14 protein-coding genes are annotated in these 18932 nt (G+C 65.4%); 5 read left to right on the forward strand and 9 right to left on the reverse strand.

The annotated features are described in order from the left end of the window. Window positions 1-66: 66 nt before the first annotated feature. Together AAFG13_RS32075 and gltB are read right to left on the reverse strand one after the other, a co-directional pair. Window positions 67-1524, reverse strand: a complete 1458-nt coding sequence (locus AAFG13_RS32075) for a glutamate synthase subunit beta (protein WP_342709277.1) — start codon at window positions 1522-1524, stop codon at window positions 67-69. 138 nt (window positions 1525-1662) lie between these two features. Next, window positions 1663-6426, reverse strand: coding sequence for a glutamate synthase large subunit (gene gltB / locus AAFG13_RS32080; RefSeq protein WP_342709278.1), 4764 nt, complete (start codon window positions 6424-6426; stop codon window positions 1663-1665). 470 nt (window positions 6427-6896) lie between these two features. Here gltB and AAFG13_RS32085 point away from each other — a divergent pair, with 470 nt between their 5' ends. After that, window positions 6897-7712, forward strand: coding sequence for a hypothetical protein (locus AAFG13_RS32085; protein WP_342709280.1), 816 nt, complete (start codon window positions 6897-6899; stop codon window positions 7710-7712). Between the two features lie 184 nt (window positions 7713-7896). Here AAFG13_RS32085 and AAFG13_RS32090 read toward each other — a convergent pair whose 3' ends face one another. After that, window positions 7897-8373, reverse strand: coding sequence for an Hsp20 family protein (locus tag AAFG13_RS32090; RefSeq protein WP_212313887.1), 477 nt, complete (start codon window positions 8371-8373; stop codon window positions 7897-7899). 218 nt (window positions 8374-8591) lie between these two features. Between AAFG13_RS32090 and AAFG13_RS32095 the strand changes: the two genes are divergently transcribed. After that, complete coding sequence (locus AAFG13_RS32095; RefSeq protein ID WP_342709281.1) at window positions 8592-9539, forward strand: alpha/beta hydrolase; 948 nt, start codon at window positions 8592-8594, stop codon at window positions 9537-9539. A gap of 63 nt (window positions 9540-9602) precedes the next feature. Here AAFG13_RS32095 and AAFG13_RS32100 read toward each other — a convergent pair whose 3' ends face one another. Further along, window positions 9603-10262: a hypothetical protein gene (locus AAFG13_RS32100; protein WP_212313883.1), complete on the reverse strand. Its 660-nt coding sequence runs from the start codon at window positions 10260-10262 to the stop codon at window positions 9603-9605. A 60-nt stretch (window positions 10263-10322) separates the two neighbouring features. Further along, entirely contained in the window at window positions 10323-12122 is a 1800-nt protein-coding gene (locus AAFG13_RS32105) for a tetratricopeptide repeat protein (RefSeq protein WP_212313881.1), read from the reverse strand. 240 nt (window positions 12123-12362) lie between these two features. Here AAFG13_RS32105 and AAFG13_RS32110 point away from each other — a divergent pair, with 240 nt between their 5' ends. Next, window positions 12363-12998 (forward strand): LysE family translocator, encoded by a 636-nt coding sequence (locus AAFG13_RS32110; RefSeq protein WP_342713436.1) that lies wholly within the window; start codon window positions 12363-12365, stop codon window positions 12996-12998. Window positions 12999-13082: 84 nt separating this feature from the next. On the opposite strand, the gene AAFG13_RS32115 is transcribed toward AAFG13_RS32110, so the two are convergent. Further along, on the reverse strand, window positions 13083-13835 hold the full coding sequence (locus AAFG13_RS32115; RefSeq protein ID WP_342709282.1) for a sulfite exporter TauE/SafE family protein: 753 nt from the start codon (window positions 13833-13835) through the stop codon (window positions 13083-13085). Between the two features lie 91 nt (window positions 13836-13926). Here AAFG13_RS32115 and AAFG13_RS32120 point away from each other — a divergent pair, with 91 nt between their 5' ends. Together AAFG13_RS32120 and AAFG13_RS32125 are read left to right on the forward strand one after the other, a co-directional pair. Then, entirely contained in the window at window positions 13927-14820 is an 894-nt protein-coding gene (locus AAFG13_RS32120) for a LysR family transcriptional regulator (RefSeq protein WP_342709283.1), read from the forward strand. Window positions 14821-14839: 19 nt separating this feature from the next. Continuing rightward, entirely contained in the window at window positions 14840-15487 is a 648-nt protein-coding gene (locus AAFG13_RS32125) for a glutathione S-transferase (RefSeq protein WP_212313875.1), read from the forward strand. Window position 15488: 1 nt separating this feature from the next. On the opposite strand, the gene AAFG13_RS32130 is transcribed toward AAFG13_RS32125, so the two are convergent. The 3 genes from AAFG13_RS32130 to AAFG13_RS32140 form a co-directional block, all read right to left on the reverse strand. Further along, the gene (locus AAFG13_RS32130) at window positions 15489-16457 is read right to left on the reverse strand and encodes a tripartite tricarboxylate transporter substrate binding protein (RefSeq protein ID WP_342709284.1); all 969 of its coding nucleotides are present in this window, start codon (window positions 16455-16457) and stop codon (window positions 15489-15491) included. Window positions 16458-16543: 86 nt separating this feature from the next. Continuing rightward, window positions 16544-17323, reverse strand: coding sequence for a histidinol-phosphatase (gene hisN / locus AAFG13_RS32135; protein ID WP_212313866.1), 780 nt, complete (start codon window positions 17321-17323; stop codon window positions 16544-16546). 569 nt (window positions 17324-17892) lie between these two features. After that, the gene (locus AAFG13_RS32140) at window positions 17893-18780 is read right to left on the reverse strand and encodes an N-formylglutamate amidohydrolase (protein ID WP_212313858.1); all 888 of its coding nucleotides are present in this window, start codon (window positions 18778-18780) and stop codon (window positions 17893-17895) included. Window positions 18781-18932 lie beyond the last annotated feature (152 nt).

Here is an 18932-nt window from a genome sequence, read left to right on the forward strand (position 1 = left end):
GCCCGCTCTCGCGGGCGATGACAGCTGAATTTGGTGAGATGCAGTCCGGCGTGACGGCCGAAACGCTTACCCCGGCAGGTCGGTCTTGCCCATCAGGAAGCTGTCGATCGAGCGCGCGCACTGGCGGCCTTCACGGATTGCCCAGACCACGAGCGACTGGCCGCGGCGCATGTCGCCGGCGGAGAAGATTTTCGCGCGCGAGGTTTTATAGTCCTGCAGGGAGGCGCGGACGTTGCCGCGCTGGTCGAGCTCGATGCCGAGCGTCTTGAGCAGGCCCTCGTGCACCGGATGGACGAAGCCCATCGCCAGCAGCACCAGCTCGGCGTCGAGCGTGAACTCGGTGCCGGGTAGCGGCTTGAACTTGTCGTCGACCTTGACGCAATGCAGCTTGGTGACCTTGCCGTCCTTGCCCTCGAACTTCATGGTCAGCACGGCGTATTCGCGCACTGCGCCTTCGGCCTGGCTCGACGAGGTCCGCATCTTCAGCGGCCAGTTCGGCCAGGTCACGCCCTTGTTCTCGTGCTCGGGCGGCGCCGGCATGATCTCGAGCTGGGTCACGGACTTCGCGCCTTGCCGGAACGAGGTGCCGATGCAGTCCGAACCGGTGTCGCCGCCGCCGATCACGACGACATGCTTGCCGCCGGCCAGGATGTCGGCGGTGCCGTTCAGCGGCTCGCCGGAAACGCGGCGGTTCTGCTGCGGCAGGAAGTCCATCGCGAAGTGGATGCCGGCGAGGTCGCGGCCGGGGATCGGCAGGTCGCGCGGGGCTTCCGCGCCGCCGGTCAGCGCCACCGCGTCATACTGCTTGGCGAGATCCTGCGGATCGATCGCACCGGGCGTCGAGCCGCCCACCGCCTTGCCGTAGTGGAAGGTGACGCCCTCGGCTTCCATCTGCGCCACGCGGCGGTCGATGATGTTCTTCTCCATCTTGAAGTCGGGAATGCCGTAGCGCAGCAGGCCGCCGGCCTTGGCGAACTTCTCGTAGACATGCACCTCGTGGCCGGCGCGCGCGAGCTGCTGCGCGGCGGCCATGCCGGCGGGGCCCGAGCCGATCACGGCGACCTTCTTGCCGGTCTTCTGCGCAGCTATCTCCGGCTTCAGCCAGCCATTGTCCCAGGCGCGGTCGACGATCGCGCATTCGATGGTCTTGATGGTGACCGGGTTGTCGTCGATGTTGAGCGTGCAGGACGCCTCGCACGGCGCCGGGCAGATGCGGCCGGTGAACTCGGGGAAATTGTTGGTCGAGTGCAGGTTGCGCGAGGCCTCTTCCCAGTTGCCCTGATAGACGAGGTCGTTGAAATCGGGGATCTGGTTGTTGACCGGGCAGCCCGGCGTGCCCGGCGCGGTCGAGCCGGTACCGTGGCAATAGGGGATGCCGCAATTCATGCAGCGCGCGGCCTGGTCGCGCGTGTCCTTCTCGCTCAGCGGAATGACGAACTCGTTGAAGTTCTTGAGCCGCTCGGCGACCGGCTCGTACTTGCGGTCATGCCGCTCGATCTCGAGAAAACCTGTAATCTTACCCATTGAAACCCGATGCCCCTGCATCTCAGTTGTCCGTCATTCCGGGCTGCGCCGCGAGACGCAGACCCGGAGGTCTCGAAGTGGTTTGGCGAGATTCCGGGCTCGCGCCAATGGCGCGCTCCGGAATGACGCCCGGTGATACTACGCGCCGATCGCGATCTTCGGCTCGGCGTCGGCGTTGGCCTTCATTTCCTTCAGCGCGCGGCGGTACTCCACCGGCATCACCTTGCGGAATTTCGGCAGCCAGCTCTTCCAGTCGGCGAGGATCTCGGCCGCTTTCTTCGAAGAGGTCAGCTTGGCGTGACGCGTGATCAGGACGTGCAGTCGCTCCACGTCGGAGTCGAGCAGGTTCTGGAACACGTCGACCCGGCCATGCGCCTCGAGATCGCCGGAGTGGTGGTAGGTGTCGGCGTTGATCATCTCCTCCGACAGCACCGGCTCCAGCTCGACCATCGAAAGATTGCAGAGCTTGTTGAAGTCGCCGCTCTCGTCCAGCACATAGGCGATGCCGCCGGACATGCCGGCCGCGAAGTTGCGCCCGGTCTTGCCGAGCACCACCACGATGCCGCCGGTCATGTATTCGCAGCAGTGATCGCCGGCGCCTTCGACGACCGCGACCGCGCCGGAGTTACGCACCGCGAAGCGCTCGCCGGCGATGCCGCGGAAGTAGCACTCGCCCGCGATCGCGCCGTACATCACGGTGTTGCCGACGATGATCGATTCCTCCGGCACGATGCCGGAGTTCTTCGGCGGCTTGACGATGATGCAGCCGCCCGAGAGGCCCTTGCCGACATAGTCGTTGCCTTCACCCTCGAGCTCGAAGGTGACGCCCTTGGCGAGCCAGGCGCCGAACGCCTGTCCAGCCGTGCCCTTCAGGCCGACATGGATGGTGTCGAGCGGCAGGCCGGCATGGCCGTAGATCTTGGCCACCGCGCCAGACAGCATCGCGCCGGCGGAGCGGTCGGTGTTGTTGATCTCTTCCTCGATCTTGACCGGCGCGCCGCGATCGAGCGCGGCCTGCGCCTGCTCGATCAGCCGGCGGTCGAGCACGGCTTCCAGATGGTGGTTCTGGCTTTCCGAGTGATAGATCGTCTGGCCCTTCTCCTCCTTCTGCCGCACGAACAGCTTGGAGAAATCGAGACCCTTGGCCTTCCAGTGCGAGACCAGCGCGGTCTGGTCCAGCATCTGGACCTGGCCGACCATCTCGTCGAACGTCTTGTAGCCGAGCTGCGCCATGATCTCGCGCACTTCCTCGGCGACGAAGAAGAAGTAGTTGATGACGTGCTCGGGTTGGCCGGTGAAGCGCTTGCGAAGCACCGGATCCTGGGTCGCAACCCCGACCGGGCAGGTGTTGAGATGGCACTTGCGCATCATGATGCAGCCCGCCGCGATCAACGGCGCGGTGGCGAAGCCGAACTCGTCGGCCCCGAGCAGCGCGCCGATCACGACGTCACGGCCGGTGCGGAAACCGCCGTCGACCTGGACCGCGATACGGCTGCGCAGGCGCTGGCGCACCAGCGTCTGATGGGTTTCGGCAAGGCCGATCTCCCAGGGCGAGCCGGCATGCTTGATCGAGGTCAGGGGTGAGGCACCGGTGCCGCCCTCGAAGCCCGCGATGGTCACATGGTCGGCGCGCGCCTTGGCGACGCCGGCGGCAACCGTGCCGACACCGACCTCGGACACCAGCTTCACCGAGACATGGCCGTCGGGATTGACGTTCTTGAGATCGTAGATCAGCTGGGCGAGATCTTCGATCGAGTAGATGTCGTGGTGCGGCGGCGGCGAGATCAGGCCGACGCCCGGCGTCGAATGCCGCACGCGGGCGATCGTCGCGTCGACCTTGTGGCCGGGCAACTGGCCGCCTTCGCCGGGCTTGGCACCCTGCGCCATCTTGATCTGCATCATGTCGGAGTTGACGAGGTATTCCGTCGTCACGCCGAACCGGCCCGAGGCGACCTGCTTGATCGCCGAGCGCATTGAATCGCCATTGGGCAGCGGCTTGAAGCGGTCGGACTCCTCGCCGCCTTCGCCGGTGTTCGACTTGCCGCCGATCCGGTTCATCGCGATCGCCAGCGTGGTGTGCGCCTCGCGCGAGATCGAGCCGAACGACATCGCGCCGGTCGAGAACCGCTTGACGATGTCCTTGGCGGGCTCGACGTCCTCGAGCTTGATCGGCTTGCGCTTGTCGTCCTCGGCGCTCTTGATCCGGAACAGGCCGCGCAGCGTCAACAGACGCTCCGACTGCTCGTTGAGGATCTTGGCGAACGCCCGGTAGCGCTCCAGCGAGTTGCCGCGCACGGCATGCTGCAGCGTCGAGACCGATTCAGCGGTCCAGGCATGGTCCTCGCCGCGGGTGCGGTAGGCATACTCGCCGCCGACGTCGAGCGCGCTCTTGTAGATCTGGCCGTCACCGAACGCATCGGTGTGGCGCCGCACGGTCTCCTCGGCGATCTCGCCGAGGCCGACGCCCTCGATCCTTGTGTGCGTGCCGGCGAAATACTTGGCGACGAAGTCCGCCTTCAGGCCGACCGCGTCGAAGATCTGCGCGCCGCAATAGGACTGATAGGTCGAGATGCCCATCTTGGACATCACCTTGAGCAGGCCCTTGCCGATCGACTTGATGTAGCGCTTGACGATCTCGTAGTCGTCGAGCGCGCCGGGCAGCCGGTCCTTCATCGCGAGGATGGTTTCGAACGCGAGATAGGGGTTGATCGCTTCGGCGCCATAGCCGGCGAGGCAGGCGAAGTGATGCACTTCGCGCGGCTCACCGGATTCCACGACGAGGCCGACCGAGGTGCGCAGGCCGGTGCGGATCAGATGATGATGCACGGCTGCGCAGGCCAAGAGCGACGGGATCGGAATCCGGTCGGTGCCGGTCATGCGGTCCGACAGGATGATGATGTTGATGCCCTCGCGCACCGCGCCCTCGGCGCGGGCGCAGAGCTCGTCGAGCACCTGCTCCATGCCCGCCGCGCCGAAGCCGGCGTGGAAGGTGGTGTCGAGCGTGCGCGACTTGAAGTGGGTCTCGGGAACGTCGGAGATCGAGCGGATCTTCTCGAGATCGGCATCGGTCAGGATCGGCTGCCGCACTTCGAGGCGCTGGGTCGAGGCGACGCCCTGGAGGTCGAACAGGTTCGGCCGCGGCCCGATGATCGAGACGAGGCTCATCACGATCTCTTCGCGGATCGGGTCGATCGGCGGGTTGGTGACCTGCGCGAAGTTCTGCTTGAAGTAGGTGAACAGCTGCTTCGGCTTGTCCGACAGCGCCGAAATCGGCGTGTCGTTGCCCATCGAGCCGGCTGCCTCCTCACCGGTGGCCGCCATCGGCGTCATCAGGATCGTGATGTCTTCCTGGCTGTAGCCGAACGCCTGCTGGCGATCGAGCAGCGGCAGGTTGGAGCGCACGCCCTTGGCCGGCGCATCCGGCAGCTCCTCGAGCTGGATCTGGGTGCGGTGCAGCCAGTCATTGTAGGGATGGCTCTTGGCGAGGTCGGCCTTGATCTCGTCGTCGGGAATCAGGCGGCCCTGCTCGAGGTCGACGAGCAGCATCTTGCCGGGCTGCAGCCGCCACTTGGTGACGATCTGGTCCTCCGGAATCTTCAGCACGCCCATTTCGGACGCCATCACGATGCGGTCGTCCTTGGTGACGAGGTAGCGCGCCGGGCGCAGGCCGTTGCGGTCGAGCGTGGCGCCGATCTTGCGGCCGTCGGTGAAGGCGATCGCGGCCGGGCCGTCCCACGGCTCCATCAGCGCGGCATGATATTCGTAGAAGGCGCGGCGCTGCTCATCCATCAGGGGATTGCCGGCCCACGCTTCCGGAATCATCATCATCACGGCGTGCGGCAGCGAGTAACCGCCCTGCACCAGGAATTCGAGCGCGTTGTCGAAGCAGGCAGTGTCGCTCTGGCCTTCATAGGAGATCGGCCACAGGCGGCTGATGTCCTTGCCGTAGAGCTCCGAATGCACGGAGGCCTGACGCGCCGCCATCCAGTTGACGTTGCCGCGCAGCGTGTTGATTTCGCCGTTATGGGCGATCATCCGGTAGGGATGCGCCAGCGACCAGGTCGGGAAGGTGTTGGTCGAGAAGCGCTGATGCACCAGCGCCAGCGCGCTGTCGAAATCCGCTTCATGCAGGTCGGGATAGTACTTGCCGAGCTGGTCGGCGAGGAACATGCCCTTGTAGATCACGGTGCGGCACGACAGCGAGCACGGATAATAGCCCGCCATGCCGCGGTCGCGGCGCTGATAGATCGCCTGCGAGATCGACTTGCGCAGGATGTAGAGCCGGCGCTCGAAATCGTCCTCGGTCTTGACCGCATTGTTGCGGCCGATGAAGACCTGCATGTGATAGGGCTCGGTCGGCTTCACCGTGACGCCGAGCGACGAGTTGTCCGACGGCACGTCGCGCCAGCCGAGCAGCTTGAAGCCCTCGTTCTTGATCTCGTCGGCGATGATGCTCTTGATCACGTTCCGCCACGCGGCATCGCGCGGCATGAACAGCGCGCCGATGGCGTATTCGCCGGGCTTCGGCAGCTTGAAGCCGAGCTCGGAGGTCTTGCGCGCGAAGAAGGCGTGCGGGATCTGCACCAGGATGCCGGCGCCGTCACCGGCGCGCGGGTCGGCGCCGACGGCGCCGCGATGCTCGAGGTTGCACAGAATGCTCAGCGCATCGGAGACGATCTGATGCGACTTCTGGCCCTTGATGTTGGCGATGAAGCCGACGCCGCAGGAGTCCTTTTCCAGGCTCAGGTCGTACAGGCCTTCGGCCTGCGGGCGCCAGGTGTGAAGCTCGGGGGTGTGCGGCCCATAGGACGCATCATGCGCGGCATCGGCGGCTTTCGAGTCCGCGGTCGCCGACAGCATGCCTGTCACGATGGTTTCGCGCTCGAATTCCGACCCGCTCATGTGTCCTCTCCCTTTCGTAAGGGGCCTCACCGTATTTGGCGCACCTTGGACGTTGCGGCACCCACCGGGCCACCGCTCGTCCGCCGCGAGCCGCATTTTCCTAAATTCAGGCGACGGGCGTTTCAACGTCCCCTAGAGGACGGCCCTGCCTGCAGCATTCTCGGAGCCCGGGGCGCCGAGGTTTCGTTGCAATCCCTATGCCGGAATGGCCTCGAAATTGAGACAGCTTTGCTGTCCTAACCTCGACCTTGCCAAATTTTTGTCTATCACACAAGCGCGAGGAAGTCCTCGCCCGCATGCTTGGATCGGAGAGCTCGGTGGGCCCGCCGCGCCCCTGATTCGAAGCAAACACGCCGTGATCTGGCCCAAGGAGGGACCAAGGACCGCCGGAATTCAAACCGAAATTTTGCCCGGCAAGCCGGCAAGAGAGCGGGAAGCTCCTCAAGGCGGGCCAGACAGGAGTTACGGCGATGAAGTTGTTCACAGGTTCGATTGCAGCCGCCGCGCTCGCATTCAGCGCAGCCTCGGCCCAGGCGCAGCTGGTGACGTCCGTCCGGATTGGCAGCCCGTCTTTCGTCAGGGTATCCGACATGGGCGGTCCCTACGCCGCCATGCCCGAGGTTCCGCCGCCGCCGCGCTTCGGCCGCGTCCCGAGCCTGCTGCCGCCGGTCGAAGTCTACACCGTGCTGCGCGAAAACGGCTACCTGCCGCTCGGCGCGCCCCAGCAGCGCGGCTTCGTCTACACGATCTCGGTGATCGACCAGGGCGGCGACGACGGCCGGCTGGTGATCGACGCCCGCGACGGGCACATCGTCCGCTTCACCCCGGCCTACCGGCTCGGCGACAACTTCGAGGAGGAGATGAGCGAGACCTACGGCCCGGTCGGCCCGATGCCGCGGCCAATCCAGGCCCGGGTGCCGCGGCCACCGCTCCCGATCCCGCATGTCGCCAGCCGTGTGCCGGTGCCGAAGCGGAGCCCGCTCGCGGCCAGGTCAGCGCCAGGTCCGGCGCCGGCTTCTGTCCCGGCGGCGGCCCAGGCTCCCGCGCCGTCGGCTCAGGCGGCCGTCGCCCCGACCACTGCGTCGCAGCCTGCGCCGGCCCAGGCCACCGCACCCGCGCCAGCCGAGCCGGCCGCGGCGGCGCCCCAGCCGGCCGAAGCCCAGGCGGCCGCACCGCAGGCCGTTCAGCAAGCCGAAGCTCCGACCGTCGGTCAGGCCGCTCCACCGCCGCCGGCGCCCGCGATCCTGCCGACCCAGGCGATGCCGAAGGTGCAGGGTCTGGAGTGACGGCGTAGCCCGGATGGAGCGCAGCGTAATCCGGGAAGGTCCCGCCGCGGCGAACAACCCCGGATTTCGCTGCGCTTCATCCGGGCTACGGCTTATCCGGGTTACGGCACCGACAGAAAAAACGCCCCGGTTTCCCGGGGCGTTTTCGCGTTCAGCCAATATCTGCCGACGCGGGATCTGTCGCTTAGGCCGCGACCTTGCTGGCCGAGCCGTCAACCACCTGCGGGGCCTTCTCGCTGCCGCCGATCGGAATGCTGCGGGGCTTCTTGGCCTCGGGAATCTCGCGGACGAGATCGACGTGGAGCAGGCCGTTCTCGAGCGAAGCGTTCTTCACCTGCACGAAGTCGGCAAGCTGGAAGACGCGCTCGAAGGCGCGGGAGGCGATGCCGCGATAGAGCACTTCGGCGCTGTTGCCGGAATTCTCGTTGGCGGATTTTTCGCCCTTGATCGTCAGCGTGTTTTCCTTCGCGACGATCGAAAGCTCGGCCTGCGAGAAGCCGGAGACCGCAACGCTGATCCGGTAAGCATTCTCGCCGGTGCGCTCGATGTTGTAGGGGGGATAGCCGGGGCTGCCGTCCGAGGTCACCTGATCGAGCAGGCTGAAGAGGCGGTCGAAGCCGACGGTGGAACGATAGAACGGAGTGAGGTCGTAGCTACGCATAGGGTAGTCCTCCAATGAGCGACTGTTTCAGTTACCCGCCCGCCATCGGGCCGGGCTTAGATGTGTGCAGCCTGATGTTCCGGTTCCGAAACACTGGTAGCGGCCTGCACTGAGGTGATATGGGAGGGGTCACGTCGCGTTCAAGAGGCGGAAACCGCGTCGCTTTTCGGCGCTGGCGTCCTTGATCTCCACCCTGTCCCTCCACTCCGGTCTCCTGCATGACGCTCGTCTCGATCCCCGCCAATCCGGTTCCGGACGACGTTGTCAGTGGCACCATCAAGACACCTGACGGGGCCGAGCTGCGCTTTGCGCGCTGGGCGCCGCCGCCCGGCCGCAAGGGCACGGTCTGCGTGTTCGGCGGGCGCGGCGAGATGATCGAGAAATACTTCGAGACCGTGCGCGACCTGCGCGACCGCGGCTTTGCGGTGGCGATGATCGACTGGCGCGGGCAAGGGCATTCGTCGCGGCGGCTGCGTGATCCGCGCAAGGGTTACGTGCGCGACTTCGCCGACTACGAGGTCGACGTCGAGACCTTCGTGCAGCAGGTGGTGCTGCCGGATTGCCCGCCGCCCTATTTCGCGCTGGCGCATTCGATGGGCGGCGCGGTCATGCTGCGGGTCGCGCATGCCGGCAAGCGCTGGTTCGACCGCATGGTGCTGTCGGCGCCGATGATCGACCTGCCGCGCCGGCGCGTGTCGTTGTTTCCGAGCGCCCTGCTCCGGATCATGCGGCTGGCTGGGCAGGGCGGCCGCTACATTCCGGGCGGGAGCGACGAACTGGTCGGCCTCGCGCCCTTCATTGGTAATCCCGTCACCAGCGACCCGGTGCGCCATGCCCGCAACGCGGCGATCCTGGAAGAAGACCCGACGCTCGGCATCGCGGCACCGACGATCGCCTGGGCCGACACTGCGTTCACCGCGATGCGCACCTTCCGCGGCATGTCGTACCCGACCGAAATCCGCCAGCCGATCCTGATGCTGGCGGCGAGCAATGACGAGGTGGTGTCGACGGCGGCGATCGAGGAGTTCGCCTACCATCTGCGCGCCGGCTCGCATCTCGTGATCGCCGGCTCCAAGCACGAGATCCTGCAGGAGCAGGATCGCTACCGCGGGCAATTCTGGGCGGCGTTCGACGCTTTCGTGCCCGGCACGCCGCTGTTCAAGTGAACCATAGCGTTTTCGAGCGAAGTGGATACCGGTTCGCGTGAAGAAAACGCGTCAAAAAGAAATCTAGCCCTGCAGCAGCGCGACGATCCGGTCGGGAAAGCGCTTTTCCACGAACAAGGTCCTGACCTCGGCGACGCTGAGATAGCGGTCCTTGCCTTCGCCCTTGCCCATGATGTCGAGCAGCACCGGCCACTCGCCGAGCATCAGCAGCGGATAGTAGCAGTGCAGGATCGCGTAGGACGGCGGATGCTCGTCCTTGGCGCGCTGGAAGTTTGCCGCCATGAAGGTCTTGATCTCGGAGGCCGACAGCCCGCGTTCGACGCTGCCGTCGGGGGCCTTGTGGTCCGTGCCGAAGGTGGCGAGCCGCGCGATCTCGTCCTCATGCACGACGGCATGCTGGTCGAGGATGCGCGAGCCGGCGCCGTGCTTGTCGAGCGGGCCATTGCGCAATTCGTCGAGGATGGCGCCCTGCAGCAGGCTGCGAATCTGGCTGAAGGGGCCGATGCCGTTGGCCATCTGCGCGACCATGAAGATCTTGGCGCCGGCGCTGAGCGCCGGAAGGCCGGTCTTGCCGGTGGCGCGGTCGATGGTTTCGGTCAGCTTCGGCAGCGGCACGATATGGCCGCCGACATAGTCGCCGGCGACCAGCGCACGCAGGAACGGGCAGGGATTGTCAGGAGAAACCTGCGGGGCGGGTGCCGCGCTTGCAGCCGTATCGGACATCAAACCACATCCTGAAAAGATTCAGCTTAAAAAGCATCCATTACCGGTGGATGAATTCGCTCAGGAATCAGCGGCGAATTTCGAATTGGATGCAACCAGAGCGAGTTTGCCGAACGGGAGCCCGGCTTTCAAGAGCCCATCGCGATAGAGCGCGATGTCGGCCGGGTTCTTCCAGTGGAAATTGCGCAAATGACGTTCGACCGTGAGATCGGGATGGCTGGCGAGCAGCGCCTCGGCCGCCTGCGCGGCTTCGTCGGCGCGGCCGAGCTGGGCGAGCGCGGCGCTGCGTACCGCGAGGCACTGCAGATGGTTCGGGTTGAGATACAGCCCTTCGCGCGACCATGACAGCGAGGCGTCATATTGCCCGAGCAGATAATGACTGAACGCGTTCAGCGCGGCCCATTGGTAGCGCGGGTCGCTGTTGCCGCGCTGAACCGCCGTCGAGAACAGATCGACCGCCTTGCGATGATCGCCGATCACCATATGGCAGATTCCAAGCACGCCGCGGGCGCCCATGTCGTAGGGATTGAGCTCGATCGCCCGCTTGATGGCGTCCATCGCGGCTTCGTAGTGGCCCTGCATCGCATGCAGATAGGCCAGCAGCGAAAATGCGAACGAGGAGCGCGGGTCGAGCCGGACGCTGCTCTCGGCCAGGCTGACCGACGAGGCCCACAATTCGCGCGTGCTCGGAATCCAGCCGAACTGGATACTCTGGATCTGGATCAGCGCGAGATAGGCGCGCGCGATCGACAGCGCGGGGTCGAGCTCGATCGCCTCCTTGAACAGCGCGATCGCGGTTTCGCAATCGTCCTTGGTCTGGTGATAGTAGTGCGAAAGACCTTTCAGGAAGCGGTCCCACGCGGTCAGCTCGGCGTTCGGCGAGCGCGCCGGCGCCGAGGCCTCGGCACGGTAGATCTCCTGGGCCACCGCGGCGGAGAGGTTCGCGGTGATCTCGTCCTGCATCGCGAACAGGTCGCCCATGTCGCGGTCGTAGCGGCCGGTCCACAGCTGCTCGCCCTTCTCGGGCGCGATCAGCTCGGCGGAAACGCGGATCTTGTTGCCGGCGCGGCGCACCGAGCCCTGGATCAGATAGGTCGCGTCGATTTCGCGCGCGATCAGGCGGGTCGAGACGTTCTTGCCCTTGTAGGCGAAGGTCGAGTTGCGGCTCAGCACGCGGTAGAAGGATTGCAGCGACAGCGCGTGGATCAGATCCTCGGTCAGGCCGTCAGAGAAATATTCGTCGGCGCCACCGCTCAGATTGTCGAACGGCAGCACACCGACGATCGCGGTCCGGTATTGCCCCGGCAGATGCGGGCCGTCGTCGGGAACCTGCTCCTGCTTGTCGGAGCCGGCCGGCGCCCAGGTCCAGACATGGACCGGCTCGGTGATGTTCTTGAAGCGGTGCGGGCCGGCATCGACCAGGCTGACGGCAAGCCGCCGCCCTGACTCGGTGCGGGCCTTGTCCGACACCGCAATGCCGCCCGGCACGGCGACGGTCTCGAGGCGGACGGCGATGTTGACGTCGTCACCGAACACCTCGTCCTCGTCGGCCATGACGTCGCCCATGTGGACACCCATCCGGAAGTGCATGGCGCGGTCGGCCGGCAGATGTTCGTTGCGCTCGGCCATCAGGGTCTGCATCGCGACGGCAGCCTCGATCGCGCCGATGATGCTCGGAAATTCCAGCAGGAAGCCGTCGCCGGTGTTTTTGACGATTCGGCCGCCATGGTTGAGGATGATCGGGTAAATCGCGCTGCGGTGCGCCTTGAACGAGGCATGCGTCCCCGCCTCGTCGACACCCATCATGCGGGAATAGCCGGCGATATCAGCGCAAAGAATGGCAGCGAGCCGTCTTTCCATGTCTCCTGTGCCCTGGAATTGGCCACTTAGCCGAGGTGACCGAATCCGATACTTACAAGACAGGCCGGGTCCGGCGGAAGCGCGGTTTACGGGCACCTATAATGCATCGTAGCAGGAATTGGCATGCGACCAACGGATCGTACAGTCCGTTTCTCTACTGAATTCGTGTGTCGCTGGGATGGCGCAGGTTGGCTGACCGTCCTTTCGGGTTCGTTACTTACAGAGGTTAATGTGGCCGAGATGCTGGGAATTCACGAGCTTTGGCTGTTTGTCCTGTCCGGGCTGCTGCTCAACGTCACGCCGGGGCCGGATACCGCTTATATCATAGGGCGCACGATTCAGCACGGATGGCGCGGCGGAGCCGCTGCGGCGATCGGTATCAGCTGCGGCTGCCTGGTCCACGTGCTGGGCGCGGCGATCGGGCTGTCGGCGTTGCTGATGGCGTCGTCGACCGCGTTCCTGGCCGTCAAGCTGATCGGCGCGGCCTATCTGGTGCTGACCGGCCTGCAGATGCTGCTGTCGCGCGCCAAGCCGATCGCGGACATCGGCGGGCAGGGCGGCGAGACCTCGATCTCGCGTGTGTTCTGGCAGGGGGCACTGACCAACATCCTCAACCCCAAGGTGGCGCTGTTCTTCCTGGCATTCCTGCCGCAATTCGTGGCGGCGGACTCAGCCCAGAAGACGCTCGCCTTCCTGGTGCTCGGGCTGATCTTCATCACCGGCGGCACGCTGTGGTGTCTTGGCCTCGCGGCCTTTGCGGCACGGGCTGCCAGCCGCATCCGGCAATCGACCGGCGTGATCGCCTGGATCAACCGCTCGCTCGGCGCGCTCTTCATCTATCTCGGCGTCCGCGTCGCCATGCTGGAGGCGCGCTAGCCGTCACTTGAGCGTGATCTCCGCGCAAACGCGTTCCGCGTTTATCGCGAGGGAAAACCGCTTCGCACTTTTCCGGATCATGCTCTAGCCGTGGATCTTGAGCAGCGCGCTGCCGGCGAGATAGATGCCGAGCAGGATCATCGCGATCAGGAACCAGCGGCGGAAGACGTCCGGCTGCATCCGTGTGCGGACCGCCTGGCCGATGAACATGCCGATGAACGATGCCACCATCGCGACCGCGCCCGGCAGCGCGGTGGCCGCGGTCAGCAGGCCCGAGGCCGTGAGGTTGAAGGCGAGTGCGATGGTCGCGGTTGTGAAGAAGACGCCGAGCGCCTGCACCAGTTCGTCCCGCTCCATGCCGATCGCCTGCATGAACGGCATCGAGGGAATGACCTGGACGCCGGTTGCCGCCGAGATCAGCCCGGTGATGACGCCGACGATGCCGCCGATCCATTTCTCGTCGCGCCGTCTGACCTTGAAGTTGAATCTGCTCAGGCCGACGATCGCGTAGATCACCAGCAGCGCGCCGAGCACGACGGTGCCGTAGGCCGCGTAAGGCCCGGTCAATAGTCCGGCATTGATCCAGATTCCAACGACGGTGCCGAGCATCAGCGGCCACAGCCGCTTGAGGATGTCGTGCAGATAGGGGCCGACGAAGGTCTGCCAGATATTGGTGACGATCGCCGGCACGATCACGATCGCAATCGCCTGACCTGGTGCCATCGTGGTTGCCAGCAGTCCCATCGCGACCGTCGGCAGCCCGAGGCCGAGTGTGCCCTTGACGAAGCCGGCGAGCAGGAAGGCGAAAGCGATGAAGATCAGGAGATGGTCGACCATGGCTGCACATTGACCGATCGACGCGATCGGCACAATCTGGAGGTTACGGAGTTAGCCTTCGGATCACCCGAAGGGCGGGGCGGGAAACGTCATGCGGTTCGACCTGATCGACTTGCAATTGTTCATCGCGGTTTCGGATGCACGCAGCATCACCCAGGGCGCGGCGCGAGCAAACCTTGCGCTAGCCTCGGCCAGCGAGCGGATCAAGGGGCTCGAGGAGGCGCTCGGCGTCGCGCTGCTCAAGCGCGGCCGCCGCGGCGTCGAACTGACGGCGGCGGGCGAGAGCCTGCTCGGTCACGCGCGGATCGTGATGCATAATGTCGAGGCCTTGCAGAGTGATCTCGCCGCCTATGCCAGCGGCGTCCGCGCCAACGTGCTGCTGCTCGCCAACACCTCGGGCCTGTCGGAGCATCTGCCGCGGGCGCTGGCAGCGTTCCTGCACGAACATCCCGATATCAGCGTCGACGTCGAGGAGCGCGAGAGCACCGACATCGCGACTGCGATCGCCAGCGGCGCCGCCGATCTCGGTTTCGCCGCCGAACACGCGCTGCCTGACAGCGTCGAGCGTTTCCTGTTCAGCGAGGACCGCCTGATGCTGGTTGCATCGCGCCGCAGTGATCTCGGCGGCCGCCGCCAGATCGACTTCCAGGAGGTGGTCGGCCGCGATTTCGTCGGCCTCACGGCGACGTCCGCGCTGCAGGTCCATATTTCGCGGCACGCGGCAAAACTTGGTGCGCGGCTGCGCTTCCGCGCCCGCCTGCGCGGCTTCGACGCCATCTGCCAGATGGTTGCCGCCGATGTCGGCATCGCGGTGATCCCGGAAACCGCGGCGCGGCGCTGCGCGGCGGCGATGCCGATCACAACGATCCGGATCCGCGACGTCTGGGCCAACCGCCGGCTGACGATCTGCGCACGCAGCTTCAAGGCGCTGCCGCGCGCGGCCAAGCAGCTGGTGGAATATTTGCGGGCCGAAGCGCAACGCTGACGAAGCCGAGGAGAGTGCAATGCTCAGGGTCTGGGGACGGCGCAGTTCGTTCAACGTGCAGAAGGTGATGTGGCTGATCGGCGAGCTCGATCTGGCGCACGAGCACATCGATGCCGGCGGCGCATTCGGCGGGCTCGATGCGCCGGCGTTCCGCGCGATGAACCCGCATGGCCGCGTGCCCGTCGTCCGGGATGACGACGCGATCGTCTGGGAGTCCCACGCCATCCTGCGCTACCTCGCCGCGCGCTATGGCAACGGCCGCTTCTGGTCCGACGATCCAATTGTCCGGGCGCGGGTCGATGGCTGGATGGACTGGTCGCAAACCGCGCTGCAGCCGGATTTTCTCGGCGGCGTGTTCTGGGGATTTTTCCGCACACCCGACAGCCAGCGCGACTGGTCAGCGATTCACAAGGCGCTCGCCCGCTGCGAGCAGCATTTTGCCAAGCTCGAACGCCTGCTCGAAGCCACGCCGTTCCTGCTCGGAGAGACGCTGTCGCTCGCGGACATCACCTCGGGAACCTCGCTCTATCGCTATTTCGAACTCGAGATCGCCCGCCCGCCGCTGCCAGCAGTCGAGCGCTGGTATCAGAGGCTGCAGCAGCGCCCGCCGTTTCGTAAGCACGTCATGCTTCCGTTCGAGGAACTGCGCGGCCGGCTCGACTATTAATCTACTTCGTCGTCACCACGCCGGCGTCCTGGATCACCTTTGCCCATCTCTTGATGTCGGCGGCGATGAAGTCGCGGAAATGCTCCGGCGTGTCGCCGACCAGCGTCAGGCCTTGCTCGGCGAGTTTTGCTTTGACCGTCGGATCGGCCATCGCTTCGGTGGCGATCTGGTTCAGCCTGATGACGATCGCCGGCGGCGTTCCGGCGGGGGCGACCATGCCGTACCAGTTCTCGATGATCAGGTCGGGCATGCCGGCTTCCGCCGTGGTCGGCACGTCCGGCGCGGTCGGGGCGCGCTCGCGGCCGCCGAGCGCGATCGGCCGCAGCGTGCCCGCCTTGATCTGCGGCAGGATCACCGGCAGGTCGAGGAAGGTCATCTGCACCTGCTGACCCAACAGATCGTTCACCGCCGGCGCCGCGCCGCGATAGGGCACGTGCACGATGTCGATCTTCGCCGTCAGCTTGAACAATTCGCACGCCAGATGCGGCAGGCTGCCGGGGCCGGAGGAGGCGAAGTTGAGCTTGCCCGGCTGCGCCTTGGCGAGCGCGACCAGTTCGCTCATGTTCTTTGCCGGCACGTCGGTGGCGACAACCAGCATCTCCGGCACGGTCGCGACCAGCGTGATTGGCGCAAGATCCGTCAGCGTGTCGTAGGCGACCTTCTCCATGCTCGGGCTGATCGCCAGCGCGCCGGCGCTCGCGATCGCAACCGTGTAGCCGTCGGGGGCGGCCTTCGCGACCGCATCGGTACCGAGCACGCCGCCCTGGCCGGCGCGGTTGTCGACGATGATCGGCTGCTTCGCCAGTTCCGAGATCTTCTGCCCGATCACCCGAGCGATGATGTCGTTCGGCCCGCCGGGCGGGAACGGCACGATCAGCCGGATCGGCTTGGTCGGGAATTGCTGGGCGCTGGCGGTGACGGGCGCGAGAAGCAGGAGAATGGCTGCCAGCAGCCTGCCGCACATCGTCATGTCGCCCGTCCCTGACTTTTCTCGTTGCCGTCAGGATGGGCGTAGATCAATCGCCCGGCAACTCAAGAAATCAGGCGGAGCAAGGATCAGGCGTTGAGCAGCTTCATCGCGGCTTCGTGCACGCGCGGGTCACCGGCTGCGATGATGCGGCCGCCGCCTTGTGCCGGCTTGCCGTCCCAGGTGGTGACGACGCCACCGGCGCCGGTGACGATCGGGATCAGGCCGGCAATGTCGTAGGGTTTCAGCTCGGTCTCGACCACGAGGTCGAGATGGCCGGCCGCGAGCATGCAATAGGAGTAACAGTCGCCGCCGTAGCGCGACAGGCGCGCCGCGTGCTCGACGCGGCCGAAGCGGGCGCGGTCATCCGGATTCATCAGCAGCGGGCTCGTGGTGAAGACGGTCGCTTCCTTCAGCGAGGCGCAGCGCCGCACCGAGAGCCGCCGCGCGCCCGACGGACCGGCGTAATTCGCCGAGCCGTTGTCGCCAGAGAAGCGCTCGCCGATATAGGGCTGGTGCATCATGCCGAATACCGGCGTACCTTTGTGCAGCAGCGCGATCAGCGTGCCCCAGATCGGAAAGCCGGCGATGAACGACTTGGTGCCGTCGATCGGATCGAGCACCCAGACATAGTCGGCGTCCTGGCGCTCATTGCCGAACTCCTCGCCGACGATGCCGTGCTGGGGGAAGTTCGCCTTGATCAGCCGCCGCATCACGGCTTCCGCGGCCCGGTCGGCCTCGGTGACCGGATCGAAATCGCTCGAGCTCTTGTTGTCGACCGAGAGCGAGGTGCGGAAGAAGGGCAGGATGGTTTCGCCGGATGCGGTCGCGAGGCGGCCGATGAAGGCGGTAAAGTCGATGACCGTCACGGCATGTCCCTGAAATGCGCAAACGACGCGATAGATACCGGATGTGCTCTTGCCTAGCTCAATCCCAGGCGGCGCGCACGATTAACGGAGTGTTATCCCAGCCTGGATGACCCGGTTCCGGACTTTCGATTTGGCTTCGATTCGAAAGTCTCCCTGGCTTTGGGCCGGATCACGAAGTTGCGAGTTCTGGTATACAAGCTATGCGCTGAACGCTGTCCGAACGCGATTTCTCGTGTAAACTATTGATATTCAACATCTTAATTTGGCCACCTGGTCGTGTTGCAGTTTCGCCAGACTTACCAACATTACAGAAGAAATGTTTCGAAAGTTCTTGCGTTTTGTGCAGCGCGGTCGCATATTGTTGCGGTGCGGTAGCGCCTCGCGCTATCGCTGCCCTCCTTGGGCGTTTCCTCCCTAGACTTGGGCCGCTTGTTCATTCAAGCGGCCCTTTTTTCTTTGGGCCGTCATTTCCGCGAGCGAACTGGGAATCCAATTCGGCGCCTACCGCGTCGCCAATTTGAATTCTTGGTTCATGACTTCATCGGTACCACGGGTGGCCGACGAAGGATTTACTCCGCTGCCGCCTGGAACGGGCCGAGATCCCCGAACGGAATTTTCGCGAGCGCATCCGCGAGCGACGCAAAGTCGGCCGTCACCTGGGCGAAGCGCGGTCCGCGCTCGCGTTGGCGCTCATCCATATAGACCGCGCGGTTGAGCTCGATCTGCACGGTGTGCAGGCCGCTCGCCGGGTTGCCGTAATGCTCGGTGATGAAGCCGCCGGCATAGGGCTTGTTGCGGCCGACCGAATAGCCGAGCGAGCCCATCATCTCCTCGACCAGGTCGGGCAGCAGCGGCGCGCAGCTCGTGCCGTAGCGGTCGCCGATCACGACGTCGGGCCGGCGCGGCTCGTCGCGCGATACCCCGACCGACGGCATCGAATGGCAATCGACCAAAATCACGGCACCGAACGCCTGGTGCGCCTTGTTGATCAGCCGGCGCAGTGCGCGGTGATAGGGCTTGTAGAGCACCTCGATCCGCCGCAGCGCCTCGTCGACGTCGAGCCGCTCGCGGTAGATCTCCTGCCCGTCGCCGACCACGCGCGGGATGGTGCCGAGGCCGCCGGCCACCCGCATCGAGCGCGTGTTGGCAAAGCTCGGCAGCCGCCCGGTGAACATGCGCGGGTCGAGCTCATAGGGCTCGCGGTTCACGTCGACATAGGAACGCGGGAAGTTGACCCGGATGATCGGAAAGCCGCGATCGCTCAATCCGGCGATCAACTCGTCCATGAAGGAGTCTTCAGAGCGGCGCAGCGACGCCACATCGATTCGCGACGCCTCGAGGAACTCGGCCGGGTAGACCGAGCCCGAATGTGGGGAATTGAAGATGATCGGCGCGCGCCAGGCCTGCGGCTCAACGATCTCGAACGGGGGCGACAACTCGCCAGCAAATTCGGTCATTCCCTTGGCGCCGTCCCTTGCGTCCGCCTCGCCCCGCAAGAACTGATTCTGCCGGAAAAGCGGAGATTTATGGGCGGGCATTGTCGGTAATCGCGATCATTCTGCCAAGTGAAAAGAGTGTGGCGCGGGCTGGAACGCGTCTTAAAGGCGGG

The organism is Bradyrhizobium sp. B124 (assembly GCF_038967635.1).
Lineage (GTDB): Bacteria > Pseudomonadota > Alphaproteobacteria > Rhizobiales > Xanthobacteraceae > Bradyrhizobium.